A 13,492-nucleotide genomic window follows, 5' to 3' on the forward strand; every position below is an offset into this window, starting at 1 on the left:
CTATTGTTTGTGCAATTGACTAATGATGGCGTCGATCGCCGAAAGCATCTCACCATCCCATACATCATTGATGGAAGTTGGAGCGCTAGCTTGTCTAACGATGACTACGTTTTCCGTTGGGTCTACATAAATCCACTGTCCAAAGATACCCAGAGCTGTATAAGCTTGGTTGCTATTGTTAGTGTGCCAAAATTGGTTTCGGTAGCTCCAGCCTTCAAAAACTTCGCCTTTCGCTCCATATCCTCCTTTCTCGAAAGCATCAACATCACCGCCATTTTGCGTCGATTGAATGGCTTCTTTAGGTAATACTTGTTCGCCCACTAGATTCTTGCCTTGAGAGACCAACATCTGACCAAATTTGGCTAAGTCGCGCGCTGTCGCGTTGAGTCCACCCGATGCCAAAGCCGTCCCTTCATCGTCAACAATAATGAAGGCGTCTCGCTCCATACCTAGTTTTGACCAGATTCTTTCCGACAACACTACATTAAAGGGTTTACCTTCAACACGTTCAATCAACCAAGCCACCACGTCAGTGTTGGCTGAAATGTAATGGAATTCTTCTCCATGTTGGCGTGACCCCTCTTTATTCAGTGTGCTCAAAAATTCATGAATGGTTTTAGGACCGTTATAGTCTTTTTCCATTGGGGCAAAGCCAATGGTTTTCATATGCTGAAATACTTCCGCGTTAGGATCTTCGTATTTTTCTGAGTATTTGACGTTATTGCTCATATCCATCACTTTACCAACCGAAGCATCACCGAATGCTGACCCTTTTAGCTCCGGAATGTACTCAGATATCTGTACTTGGCGCTTAAGTTTTCCTTCCGCTACTAGCGTCGCTGCAATGATTCCTGTAAACGACTTCGTCACTGACATCATTTGATGCTGAGTTCGCTCTGTTTGGCCATCGAAATACTGCTCATGCACAATTTTCCCATCTTTCAATACAACGAAGGCATCCGCACGATGCTTCTCCAACATACCTTGTAAAGTCATCGGCTTGCCTTGATGAAGAAAATGGACGTCACCTAATTGCTGCTCAGCATATGAGAGTAAAATGGGAGTGCTCGCTCCTGAGTCAACATTTTTGGTTTTCATGAACTCTTGCATATTTTTATAGGTGTATCGATTTTGGTCTGCCGCCAATAGGTTCGATTCATTGATGCCCATTTCAACACGTGTTTTTCCTTCTGCTGGGTTTGCATTTGCACCAAACGATCCCATAAGTACAGCAAGTGAAAGGGTTAAAATAGATTTTCTCATAGTAGCCTCAAGTAATTGGGTGCCGAACACCATCGATTTATAGTGCAAACTTTATCCTCAATACTCATTCCTTCAAAAATAGCTACCATTGAAAATTCGAATAAATTAACACAAAGAACTGTCCAAAAAGATATCGAAAATTGGTGTATTCGAACCGCAAATAAAACCTGCCAAACATCTCAATAGATCGACTAGTAACTCATTTGTTATTAAAAATTCACGAGCGTAATATCCGGACAATTTCCAATAACTCGGTGGCTGACATGTTTAAAATGTTCATAGAAAGACCTAAATTCGCGATAGTGATAGCCCTACTCATTTCGCTAATAGGAGCCATTTCTGCAGCAAACTCACCCATAGGCAGGTATCCAGATGTCGCACCTGTTACTGTCGAAGTCCGAACCTTTATGGATGGAGCAAGTGCTAATGTCATGGCTAAATCCGTCGCGCCCGAAATAGAAAAACAAGTCAACGGCGTATCTGGTATGGAATATATGAAATCCACCAGCGGAGCCGACGGTACCTATACGCTGGAAGTGGTGTTTGAAAGTGGGACAGACTCAGACAAAGCAGTGAACCTCGTCCAAAATCGCGTAAACCTTGCGCTACCGGAGTTGCCTGGGGATGTCATGCGCAATGGTGTCAAGGTAGAAAAACTCTCTAACGGTTTAATGCTTGGGATATCTATCACCGACCCGTCAGGCGGCGCCTCTGCTATTGATATCAGCGCCTTCTCTGGAGGCCCATTAAAAGAGAAAATCCAACGTGTGAACGGCGTGTCGAAAGTAGATGTCCTCGGAGAGAAGAAGTACTCCATTCGAGTTTGGCTCAATCCAGATAAAATGAAGTATTACTCTATCAACGTAGGAGACATCAATGATGCTATCGCTACACAAAACAAGATAGCTTCAGCAGGCAGCCTCGTTGATGACAAACTGGAGTTCCCAATCACTGTGAATGGTGGTCTCGCCACTCCAGAGGAGTTTGGAGATATTGTAGTTCGCTCAGACGAGCTGGGTAAGACCATCTATTTGAAAGACGTTGCTAACATTGAGCTTGGTAGTGAAATATACACAGCCAATGCCTATGGCGAAAATGCTAACGGAACGGTTTTATTCATTTACAAAACGCCAGAAGCAAACGCGATGAATGTCGCTAAAGAGATTAAGGCACTGTTAGAGCAACCTAACCCGTACCAAATTAAAGTCGTTTATGATGCCACTACCTTCATCGATGGTGCTATTTATAGCGTGCTGGAGACCTTAGTACTTGCGGTTGCAATCGTGTCTTTAGTTACTCTGATTTTCATGCAAAACTTCAGGCTAACACTAATTACCGTTACGGCCATTCCAGTATCTTTAATCGGAACCTTCGCCGTCATGAGTGCGTTAGGTATTCAAGTTAATATCATCTCTATGTTTGGCTTAGTCATGGCAATAGGGATCGTCGTAGACGCTGCCATCATTGTCATTGAGAACGCAGAGCATCAGCTTCACGAGAACCCCGAACTTAGCGTTAAGCAGGCCGTCTCTAAAGCATTGGATATCACTTTCTCACCAATTATCGCTTCAATGCTAGTCTTGCTCGCTGTATTCACTCCATCGTTGTTTATTCCAGGAATGGCTGGAACCATTTACTCTGAGTTTGGCATAGTGCTGTGTGCCTCGGTTGTTGTTTCGACCTTAGTGGCCTTGACGCTAACAACAGCACTTTGTTCGTTATTTATGAAACCACCCAAAAAGAACATCATCGCCAAATCTGTTGAATGGGTGATTACTCAGAAAATTCGTGCCTTTGCTGGTTTAGCGTGGACAGCGACCCGTCTGCCTTTGATAACGATCTTACTATTGGCTGGTGGCCTTTATCTCTCCATTGACCGTGGTGTAAACCTGCCTACTGGCCTGCTTCCCGAAGAAGATACCAGCGCCATTTTTGTTGTTGGCAGTTTCCCTCAAGGTACTGCTCTTGCAGCAACAGATCAGTATTTGGCAACATTAACTCAGCAACTCAACAAAATTCCAGGAATCTCGACCAGTGTTGAAGCGTCAGGTTTTAACTTACTGACCAATACCGCCGAGATGAGCAGTTTTATGATGTTACTGTCATTGGATGACATGCTGAGTCGTCAAGCAAGTGATGCGGAATTGACGGAACAAATTAACCATGTTTTGTCTGAGAATACCGATATCCAAGCGTTCGCATTTAAACCGCCAGTAATCCCGGAATTAGGGATGGTTGATGGTGTTAATTTCGTCCTGCTAGCACCAGAACTGAGTCCCGTTGAGTTATACGAACTAACTCTGGAATTCAATTCTCGCTTGATGGAAGACGAGCGAGTTGGTTTAGCGATGGGACAATTTGAAGTCACCAAACCATCGATGAAACTGAACATCAAACGGCAAGACCTCCTCAAATATGGCGCTACGTTTGCTGAAGTAGTGGAAGGTATGCAAACGCATTTTGGTGGTATGTATATCAACACGTTTAATATGGATGGTCGCAATTACAAGGTCATGGTGCAAAACGATCCCAAATTCCGATTAGACCCAGAAGCTTTAAAGAAAACCGGACTTTCTAAGGCTAACGGCACCCGAATAACTTACGATAAATTCTTTGATTTTGAAGAGATCAAAGTGCCTAACTTCATCACCCGATACAATGCAGAACAAGGTGTTTTCATTGATGTCATCCCTGCCGTTTCCACCGGCCAAGCCATTAGTGCAATTCAAGAGCTAGCGGATGAGTTAGGTTATCGAGTGGAGTTTACTGGTGCTGCTAAAGAAGAAGTCTCAGCGGGCAATACAGTGGCTATTGTGATGGGCTTAGCGATGCTCGTGACATTTCTTGTTCTTGTCGCCCAATACGAATCTTGGCTAATTCCATTGGCGATTATGCTTACCGTCCCCACTGCCATTATTGGAATTGTAGAAGGCGTTATACATATTCAAGGCAACATCAATATTCTCACGCAACTCGCCGCTATACTACTAATTGGTATGACAGTTCGAAATGCGATTCTCATCGTAGAGTTTGCCAAAACACTACGAGACGACAATAACTTCACCATCAAAGAAGCAGCCGTACAAGCGTTACGTCTTCGTGCTAGAGCAGTATTTATGACGGCATTTTCATTTGGTGTCGGACTTATACCACTGATGTTAGCTAACGCAGTTGGCTCTGGAGGTCAACAAGCGTTAGGTTGGGCATCATTTGGCGGAATAGTTTCAGCAACTTTCATTGGCTGTATCATGGCGAGCGTGTTCTTTGTCGTCATTCAACAAATTCGGGAACACTTTAAGTCTATTCCCGCTTAAGCAAACTCGCAGAGCCTTCCCTAGGCTCTGCGACCAATTTGTTATGATGTTGGCGCTCGGCGAAGCGATGACAACGAGAAGCCAGTAACCAGCATTGTGCCACTAATAACCAGAACTGTTCCAACAATGGTATTCACACCTATTGGCTCTCCTAAGAATAGATTTCCCCATAAAATACCAAACATTGGGATAAGGAACGTTACTGATAAAGCCGAAGACGGACCAATGTCGTTAACTAACCGGAAATACAACAGATAAGCTGCGCCAGTGCATACAACACCAAGTAACACGACCGAGATCCAAACTTCTTGAGTAGGTGTTTCTCGCATTGGCACAAATGGAATCAACGGCAACACGATAAGACAAGCAGCCCACATGCTACCGTGTGCATTATTAAATGCAGGAACAGACGGTGCATTTTTCGCATAATTGGTTGCGATGCCATAACAACAGGCCGCCATCACGCCAGCAATTATCGGCAATGTCGCTTGCTCACCAATACGAACTGCATCCCAACCAACCAATACCGCAACTCCAACAATCCCAACCAATAAACCAAGTGCACCGCGCTTAGTTAGCGGTGTTTTGGTCCAAAATACACCAATAACTGCCCCCCAGATCGCTGCGGTAGAGTTGAGTATAGAAAGAGTGGATGCGTTGAGTGTTTGTGCGGCATAGGCAAATAACAAGAAAGGCAATGCCGTATTAAACAGCCCGATAATAAAAAAGTGTTTGGTGTGCTTGGTAAACTCAAGTTTCTTTTTTAAATAAACACTGATGATAAGAAGCGCAAGGGCAGCAAAGAAGACCCGCGCCTCAATGAGCACAGCAGGCCCCATGACATTAGCGGCAATACGCATGAAGAGAAAAGATCCACCCCATATTGATGCCAATAGTACGAGTCTTAAAAAGCTTGCCAAATTCATGGTTGTTACTTATGTCTGATAATCGTTGTCCTTACTTTGCGTGATGGTTAGAAAAACCACAACCCCTACCAAAGGCTTATTCCGCTTACACTACCGAAAATGGCGAATAGATGATGTCGAGAGCACCATCTATTCAGCATTGAAGTGCGCGTTAGAAATCGTAAGTCATACTCAACCTGACCTCACGACCAGGCCCTGGAACGCCATTTGAAAGATAAGGTTCGTAATACACATCTGCGATATTCTTCACGGTAGCTCTTAGCATAAGATCCTTGTGCGCTTGAGGCTGCCAGCTGACATAAATATCCTGAAGAGTGTATTGTTCACTCGCTTGGGCAAAGTAGATGGAATCTTCAACATTTTCTTGTGCATCATACCAACGCAATTTATAGCCTGTAGTGAGCCCTTTAATCCACTCATAGCCCAAGCCAAGTTTTACACTCATCGGTGGAATGCCGTACATATATTGATCTTCGCCACTAGAATCTGTCAATGAGCCCTTGTGTTTGCCTGCGATGTAGCTTGCACTGATATCGGCGAAAAATGCGGCAACACGATACTGTGCTTGCACATCAACACCATAGTTACGATAGCCATCCAAATTCACTTTCCAGCTCTGCAACGTATTCGGGTCACTGTCCAGATTCACACCAGTTCGGTTCATTACATTGTTGGTGACATCGTTATAGAAGCCAGTGATTTCCGTCGATAACATATCTTTGTTAGCAAACAGACCAGACAGGCTGTTGATCATAGATGCACGATAGGCATGAATGCGCTGTGCTTCCAATTCTCTTGCTGTCGCAGAGGCTTTGGCACGCGCATATTGCACCGCGTAGATATCATCAACTGAAGGGGCTTTCATTTGATAGGCATAGGCAAAGTTCAATAACGTTTGATCCGTAAGATCATAATCCAATTGAATCCTTGGGCTGAATCCGGCATGCGACACTTTACTGTAGTCGTGCCCTGCAGCCGGGTCATTGTAGTCCGGCGCAGGATTTTCTTTGCCTTTAGACGTAACATAGTCATAGCGTAAAGATGGGGTTACACGAAAACTATCGGTGACTTCAATTTTATCAGCCAAGTAAGCGGAATACGTGGTTTGCGTGCCCGATGGATCGTAATAAGGGATGAAGATACCGTAGTTTTTCTTCGGCTTATTATAGATCTTGGTAGCATTATGAACGAGCGTATCTCGATTGTTTTTCTCATATTGCAGACCAGCAGTAATGGTATGGCGACCAATTTTCATTTCATTGTTAATGTCGACATAATCTCGCTGATACGATGCCCACGATTCATGACCATACGCGCCAATGGATACGAACATCTTCTTCCAAGCAACATCAGGACGACGCCAGTGCCTCTCATTGTCACTATGTGCCGCTGTGATTTTTAGGTTCACTAAAGGTGAACTTGGGTTATATGAATATCGGGCCGATGTGGTTTTATCTGTGTATTCGTTTTGCACCGTGTAGGCGTATTTTGCCGCTTCTAATGAGCCGTATTTGCGAATATTGTAGTCACTTATCTTGGCAAAAGCTCCACGGCGGGTCGCCCAAGGTTGTCGACCCTCATCGCTATAAAAGGTATGGCTGATTTCAAAGAGATGGACTGCATTCTCGTATCCGATTTTAAATAGACCATTGTTTTGGCTATATGCAGAGTATTCAAGCGAGTCTCCTCCACCAACTCGAATATCATTAGCGTCTTTCCACGTTCCAGAAGCGAGTGCGTAAATTCCATTGTCCGCTTTACCGAACGCCGTGACACCGATATGAGTCTGGTCATCGTTATCGTTGTAACCTAAATGAACTCGAGCACCAACTTTACGGCCCGCTTTTAGCAGTTCATCTACCGACTTCGTTCTAATCCGGATAGTACCACCAAACTTACTACCCGCTTGAACATCGTGAGCGCCTTTGGTGACTTCAGCTTCACCAATTAAGTACGGGTCAAAAAAGAACGAACCATATCGATATTGCTCAAAACCAATAGGTGCACCATCAACATACACGCCAAGATCACTAGGGTCAGAAAACCCCCAAATGCTAATGCGTTCGCCACCAGCACGAGCACCACCGTCAAAAGAGACTCCTGGGATATCTTCAAACAGCTCTGCTATGTTTGTTGGCTGTTCAATTTCAATCTTTTCTTGAGTCACCAAGGTTTCACCCGGTTTATCAATCGTTAACGGCCTCGTGTAGCCTGTCCCGTAGACATCCATGACTTCGGTATCATCATTTGTTGAGCTCTCTGCCACCGCAAAAAACGTCACTTGAGGAAGAGCAAAAGCAAGCAAAATCGCTTTTCTAAGAGTTACATTCATCATTATATTTATGTAGTTATCAGGAGTCGCGAATAGTACATTTACTCCACCTATAGATCAAAATGATAATCATTATCATTACAATATCTATACTCAACTCTACAAACAATGACGTTATGAAATTAAAATGCCCAATCTATGAATACAACAGAGTGGGCACCAACGCAGTGAAACCTATCAACCCGACAGGCCACTTTCTTTTATTTGCCGGTTAAACTCTCGATCAGCGAGTTCTTGCTCATCGTAAAGGTCTTCCAAAACGACTTGATCCATTTCCATCACATCAAAGAATTGATCCTTACAATAACTCGCATTCCACTTAGGTAACATATCGGGATCATTAGCAATGTTACTCACGTGTTCTGCGGCAAAATGTGCATAATGCTCAAACAATTCTTCGTCAGTGCCATTCGCTACCCATGCTAATTTTTTAAACCACACTGCAGATTGTTGCTCTGAAATATGCTCATTTACCTTGCAAACAGACATCGCCACCAACGACTCGGTATAATTTTCATAGTGGGGCAACGTATTATGAACATGTGCACCGCAAGCAATAGCTAATGAAGGAATGAAGGTGGCTAAAATCATCGTGGTCTTTTTCATCGTTTTTGTTCCTCTGGCTGTGTACACATTTGACTAACGTGACCTTTCTGTTCTGCTTCTTGAATGAGTTGCTCACCTAAAGCAACACCTTGAAGATACAGAGGATCTTCCTCATTAAATACGTAAGGTTCGTTAAGCACATCTTCAGAAAGTCCCTCTATTGTTTCACGGACTATTTTCGAGTTGTGTTCGGTATACTCTAAGGTCATAGAGCCAGTTCCAACACAATACACATTGACGGTTTCCACTGCGGCCGCAGCCATTATTGCGTTGTCTCGGCTAAATAATGTGTCGTGAGAGTGTTGCGCTGCCATTGCTTTAAACGTGCATAGATATAGCGCTGTTACTACAATCGTAAGTCGTCGCATAAATAGGTTACTCGTTGTTGAAGTTTGGGAAGGAGTTTGAGTTTGTGAGCACAGGAGCTCTATGCCCACAAACAAAGTCACTACTCTTGTTCTGGTTTGGTATTGCCTTCACGAGTGTCGCGATATGGGTCTGCTGAATCTTTACGATGCACGGAACGAGGTTCCAATCCATGAGCTTCGCGCATTTTATCAACCATTCGCTGCTTCTCGCCCATCCCTTGCTTCATGCTTTCTGGCAATACTTCCGTTGGCACGATCAGGTCACGATCCAACGGCCACTCTTTCAATAGTTGAGGGTGGTAACCTTCGGGGTAATACAGTGCTTCATCAATTTCTAAATCACGAATCTCTTGCTCTTGAATATCGGCTCGTGAATTTTTCGGCATTGGAACGCGAAATACTTCACCGTCATTGAGATTAAACTGGGGAGCTCGGTTATTTGGAAAATCTGGAATAATCCCCTCTCGGACCCATGCTTTGTCCGGTGTAATGTTCGCGACTATCATATCGGGGGCGCCAAAGTGATATGGACCTTTCCAATGTTCACGTACCTGAGCCACAGTTTCGTTATTGTAGTAAGGGTCAAACTCCATATGAGTAGTCATAAACAAACGTGGTTGTATTTGATCTGCTAGCCATCCCGCCGCATAACCTGACGTATGATGAGTATCAATGGTATAGCGTGTTAGGAAAGCAGGCACTCCTTGAACGATGGACGCTAATCCGACGAGCTCAGTCTGAACCTCGGTTACGAACAAATCGCAACCTTTGGCATACTGAATATCAAGTTCGGTAGGTCGACCATCCCCAGTCCAGACAAAACAGAGCGACTCCTCGTCATTGATTGTCCAATCAAGGCGATACGCTGAGGCACCATCTTTTGCGTGAGAACGTCTCCAATGTGATACTTTGACGCCATCAACATCATAGATAATGCCGCCATCGTCTTTGAAGTCGAACTCAACAACTTCTATATCATTACCTGATGGGAAAACATCAAACGCGTCTTGATGCCAAGAAAGCATTTGCAACATGCCTTCTACCATATGTCGCGTCCCATCTTCCGGGTTGCGACCTGATGGACCATAAATCGTTAGTGGTTTTTCCCACCGTCCATTCCAACCTCCAAATTGGTACAAATAAGGAAGAGAGCCAAAATGGTCTACATGCAAATGAGTTATGAAAATTTTGTCCAGTTCGTTTAGCGCAACACCAGCCCCAATATAGTTAGCAATTGACGCCTCACCAATATCGAACACGAAATTGTCACCGTTGCCTAACTCTACGTATATGGAGGTATTAGCTTGACCTGGGCGAATCATAGGGGATGTCCCCATGAAGGTCACACGCATTTCATTAGTTAACAGCTCTTCCGTCCTTGGGTACCAATTGGCGGCAGTAACCATATGATCCATTGGTTCAATGCCATCAAACATTAGACCTTCTTTCCAGAGTTCTTCGCCAGTCTGGATATCTGTTTTGAGCCCTCCTTGCAAAATGGCATGTATTTCCTCTGGTGAAGAATAGATTTTCCCACCCTGTTTCATCAACTCTTCGGTATTGACGTTTTGTTCGTAGTTATAGTGCTTGTAACCTGAGAAACTAGCTGAATTTTCAGACTGATAATGTTCAAAAGGCGTTTGAGCTAAAACTGGCGCCGATAGAAGAATCGAGCCAGCAACAGCAGTCATTATATGGATTTTTGGCATAATAATTCCTCCTCTCCCATAACAGGGAAAAGTAATAAATGAATATAAATGAGAGAAATCAGTTGTTGCTGAGCAACGAATATTCTGTTGCTTCTAACGGTTCAACGTTGCAGTTTTGGGAGTAGGCGAAACCACTAAAGATGAGTGCGATTAAAGCCATAATTGAGACAATACGGACATTTTTCATTTTCTCGAAATCTCTTAATTGAATGGAAAAATCACATCCGTGTGTCTATGTTCACCATCTTAACCATAACCTAAGATACGAAAAATAGAGCAAATTTAGCTTTATATATAAATTTAGTTTATGTGTTTTAATCTAAATTCGAATCAGCGCACTCCAACTAAGGTCAATTGACAGTCACCTTTGCTCTGCTAGGATAAGAAATAACACTCACTAAATCAGGTCGTTATGGACTTAAATCTACTTACAACTTTTGGCGCGGTTTATCGTCATCGCTCTATAACAATGGCAGCAGAAGAGTTGGAACTGACTCAGCCAGCAGTAAGTGCGGCATTAAAACGATTAGAAGTCGTGGTGGGGAAAACGCTATTTGTCCGTTCTGGACGTGGAATTGCACCAACAGGAGCGGCCATTGCGTTGGCAGATAAGATTGAGACGCCCCTTGCCATTCTAGAGACCATTGAGAAAAAACAGGAAGTCACTCGAGTCTATTGCAACGAAAGCCTGATGCACCTGCTTTGTGATTTGCCGGGATTGTCGTTTATCGAAACCCCGCTAAGCGAGCAGCAACTTCTCGCTGACATCGATTCGCAGAAAGTCCATCTCGCAATCGACATTGCCACTAGCAAAAGCCAATCACATATCGTTGAAGACATTTTTGATGAGCCTGCGGTGTGTGTTTGCCGAAAAGACCATCCGAATATTGGCACATCACTAACAACGGAACAGTACCTCGAACAACAACATATTGCGCTAAAAATACGTCGTAACAACGTTAACATGATGGATTTTTTAGCAGAAAAACCAATGCCGATAAGAACGATAAAGGCTGAAACAGGGTCCGTTTCAAGTATGTTAGCACTCGCAGCGACAACGGATCTGCTGGGCGCATCAACCTTGTCCTTAGCGAATCACCTCGCGCCCATGCTGGGTCTCAAAGTCATGCCCATTCCCCTTGATATTCGCAATGTGCAATATCGCATGATCTATCACCGTCGATTCGTCAATGATGAGGACCATAAAGCGACGCGAGAAAAAATCATATCAACGATCCAAAATCATCAGTTCCAATGACGTATTGCTTGAACTATGTTTAAGTAAATTAAGATAAAATTATTTGTTCAAGGAGTGAACATGAAGCGAGTTCTGTTACTTTTTAGCCACCTTGCAGCCTTATTCTTTGGGTTTATGTTGGGTATTTATGTCCTGCCGATTCTTACTCAGCCTGATTCCCCCTCAATCGCAAGCGTCACTGCGGATGCCAATCAAATCGTCGTCAAAGGGACATTCGATAAAGACCGACAAGACAGCGATCTTTTTCATTGGGGTGAAGGCGATATCAGTTTTACCAATGACAGCGCTATGTTTATTGGCGAACTTGCTCCGGGGCCTGACTACAAACTGTACCTATCTCCAATATATGTGGAAACGGAAGCGGACTTTAATACTAACAAAGCCAACATGTTACAGGTGGGAGATGTGAAAACCTTCGATAGATTCTTGCTATCGCTGCCAGAAGGCACAGATTTAAGCCAGTACACGGCAGCGATCATTTGGTGTGAAAGCTTTGGCGAGTTTATTACCTCAGCGAAATTACAAGCAAACTAACTTCATAACCAGAAGCTAAGGGTTTAGCGCACCATCAACTAATACCGCATAGGAGCTGTAATCAGAATTAAGTATGGTTGCAGCGGCTCGGTAACCCGGCTTCAAAATACCCACGTCGTCCAGATTAAGCGCCTCGGCTGGATAGGTTGAAGCCATTCTCAATACCTCAGCCTCATTCAGTCCCCAGGCAATGGCATTAGCGACAGACTGGTCCATGCCAATATGCGCACCAGCTAGAGATCCACTTGAGTTCACCAATTTTCCATCTTGTACCGAAATTTCTTCACCATCTAAGACAAAGCGATTGGTTCTACTGCCGACACTCGCCATCGCATCGGTCACAATAAGCAGCTTCCCTTCTGGCTTAAGCTTATGAGCCATCAAAACGTTTTGCGTTGCAACATGAATACCGTCGACAATAATTGAGCACCAAGCATGATCGGTCATTAATGCTGTGCCAACAGTACCAGGCTCACGCCCTTCAAGCGGCGACATCGCATTAAACAAATGCGTAAAACCATTTACCGAAGCAAGTTTTTCTGCCGTTAACTGATGCTGAGTTGCGTTACTGTGCCCACAAGACACCACAACGTGATGCTGCTGCAACCAATTTAGTGCCTGCGTATCGACATTCTCTGCCGCTAACGTGACCAAGCTAACCCCTCGCTCTAACCACGGAAAAGCTTCTAACTGTTCAATCGTTGGGCTATAAAACTTATTGGCATCGTGCGCACCTTTTTTGTCTTTATTAAGCCAAGGTCCTTCTAGGTGAACACCTAATACACCTGCCACACCCTGCTCGATCGCACTCTCCGCAGCAATCAACGCCGTTTTCATTTCCTCTGGCGTTGCGCTGATCAAGGTTGGTAATAGATAGGCTGTACCGTGTTGACGATGGGCTCGACAAATAGTGTCTATACCATCAACAGTTGTATCAGAGTTAAACATGACATCGCCGCCGCCATTCACTTGAATATCGATAAATCCCGGCGCAACAATTTTGTCGCCAACATCAGTAACAATGACTGAGCTAGGCAATGTAGACGTGGGGACTATGTCTACAATCCGGTCTCCTTTCCAAACCAATGCAGAGTCGGAATGGTACTGCTCGCCATCGAAAATCGTCTTGGCTGTGATTGCTTGTATCGTCATTTGTCTATCTATTCCTTCCATCAACAACCT

The 13,492-nt window shown here is 44.1% G+C and carries 10 protein-coding genes; 3 read left to right on the forward strand and 7 right to left on the reverse strand.

The genetic code is table 11. The features are described from left to right. Window positions 1-1,263 (reverse strand): serine hydrolase domain-containing protein, encoded by a 1,263-nt coding sequence (locus OH456_RS02280; protein ID WP_270032709.1) that lies wholly within the window; start codon window positions 1,261-1,263, stop codon window positions 1-3. Between the two features lie 263 nt (window positions 1,264-1,526). Between OH456_RS02280 and OH456_RS02285 the strand changes: the two genes are divergently transcribed. Then, the gene (locus OH456_RS02285; RefSeq protein WP_270032710.1) at window positions 1,527-4,577 is read left to right on the forward strand and encodes an efflux RND transporter permease subunit; all 3,051 of its coding nucleotides are present in this window, start codon (window positions 1,527-1,529) and stop codon (window positions 4,575-4,577) included. Between the two features lie 41 nt (window positions 4,578-4,618). Here OH456_RS02285 and OH456_RS02290 read toward each other — a convergent pair whose 3' ends face one another. The 5 genes from OH456_RS02290 to gntH all read right to left on the reverse strand — a co-directional run bounded on the left by OH456_RS02290 (window position 4,619) and on the right by gntH (window position 10,518). Continuing rightward, the gene (locus OH456_RS02290; RefSeq protein WP_006069372.1) at window positions 4,619-5,503 is read right to left on the reverse strand and encodes a DMT family transporter; all 885 of its coding nucleotides are present in this window, start codon (window positions 5,501-5,503) and stop codon (window positions 4,619-4,621) included. A gap of 151 nt (window positions 5,504-5,654) precedes the next feature. After that, window positions 5,655-7,838 carry a TonB-dependent receptor domain-containing protein gene (locus OH456_RS02295; protein ID WP_270032711.1) on the reverse strand — a complete coding sequence of 728 codons (2,184 nt, stop codon included), beginning with the start codon at window positions 7,836-7,838 and terminating at the stop codon, window positions 5,655-5,657. Between the two features lie 174 nt (window positions 7,839-8,012). After that, on the reverse strand, window positions 8,013-8,441 hold the full coding sequence (locus OH456_RS02300) for a hypothetical protein (RefSeq protein ID WP_031494541.1): 429 nt from the start codon (window positions 8,439-8,441) through the stop codon (window positions 8,013-8,015). Further along, on the reverse strand, window positions 8,438-8,809 hold the full coding sequence (locus OH456_RS02305; RefSeq protein ID WP_062458680.1) for a hypothetical protein: 372 nt from the start codon (window positions 8,807-8,809) through the stop codon (window positions 8,438-8,440). Before OH456_RS02305 ends, OH456_RS02300 begins: the two co-directional genes overlap by 4 nt. A gap of 80 nt (window positions 8,810-8,889) precedes the next feature. After that, complete coding sequence (gene gntH / locus OH456_RS02310) at window positions 8,890-10,518, reverse strand: guanitoxin biosynthesis MBL fold metallo-hydrolase GntH (RefSeq protein WP_006069376.1); 1,629 nt, start codon at window positions 10,516-10,518, stop codon at window positions 8,890-8,892. Window positions 10,519-10,930: 412 nt separating this feature from the next. Here gntH and OH456_RS02315 point away from each other — a divergent pair, with 412 nt between their 5' ends. Together OH456_RS02315 and OH456_RS02320 are read left to right on the forward strand one after the other, a co-directional pair. Beyond that, a complete protein-coding gene (locus OH456_RS02315; RefSeq protein ID WP_270032712.1) occupies window positions 10,931-11,776 on the forward strand; it encodes a LysR family transcriptional regulator in 846 nt (281 codons plus the stop codon). Window positions 11,777-11,836: 60 nt separating this feature from the next. Further along, window positions 11,837-12,310, forward strand: coding sequence for a DM13 domain-containing protein (locus tag OH456_RS02320; protein ID WP_006069378.1), 474 nt, complete (start codon window positions 11,837-11,839; stop codon window positions 12,308-12,310). Window positions 12,311-12,325: 15 nt separating this feature from the next. Here OH456_RS02320 and nagA read toward each other — a convergent pair whose 3' ends face one another. Further along, on the reverse strand, window positions 12,326-13,462 hold the full coding sequence (gene nagA / locus OH456_RS02325; RefSeq protein WP_270032713.1) for an N-acetylglucosamine-6-phosphate deacetylase: 1,137 nt from the start codon (window positions 13,460-13,462) through the stop codon (window positions 12,326-12,328). Window positions 13,463-13,492 lie beyond the last annotated feature (30 nt).

Origin of the sequence: Vibrio sp. La 4.2.2 (assembly GCF_027586995.1) — a bacterium.
Classification (GTDB): Bacteria; Pseudomonadota; Gammaproteobacteria; order Enterobacterales; family Vibrionaceae; genus Vibrio; species Vibrio mediterranei.

Excerpts from the sequence above, each read along its gene's own strand:
- OH456_RS02305 (WP_062458680.1), bottom strand. The coding sequence starts at position 8,809 with ATGCGACGACTTACGATTGTAGTAACAGCGCTATATCTATGCACGTTT.
- OH456_RS02285 (WP_270032710.1), top strand. The coding sequence starts at position 1,527 with ATGTTTAAAATGTTCATAGAAAGACCTAAATTCGCGATAGTGATAGCC.
- OH456_RS02320 (WP_006069378.1), top strand. The coding sequence starts at position 11,837 with ATGAAGCGAGTTCTGTTACTTTTTAGCCACCTTGCAGCCTTATTCTTT.
- nagA (WP_270032713.1), bottom strand. The coding sequence starts at position 13,462 with ATGACGATACAAGCAATCACAGCCAAGACGATTTTCGATGGCGAGCAG.
- OH456_RS02295 (WP_270032711.1), bottom strand. The coding sequence starts at position 7,838 with ATGATGAATGTAACTCTTAGAAAAGCGATTTTGCTTGCTTTTGCTCTT.
- OH456_RS02300 (WP_031494541.1), bottom strand. The coding sequence starts at position 8,441 with ATGAAAAAGACCACGATGATTTTAGCCACCTTCATTCCTTCATTAGCT.
- gntH (WP_006069376.1), bottom strand. The coding sequence starts at position 10,518 with ATGCCAAAAATCCATATAATGACTGCTGTTGCTGGCTCGATTCTTCTA.
- OH456_RS02280 (WP_270032709.1), bottom strand. The coding sequence starts at position 1,263 with ATGAGAAAATCTATTTTAACCCTTTCACTTGCTGTACTTATGGGATCG.
- OH456_RS02315 (WP_270032712.1), top strand. The coding sequence starts at position 10,931 with ATGGACTTAAATCTACTTACAACTTTTGGCGCGGTTTATCGTCATCGC.
- OH456_RS02290 (WP_006069372.1), bottom strand. The coding sequence starts at position 5,503 with ATGAATTTGGCAAGCTTTTTAAGACTCGTACTATTGGCATCAATATGG.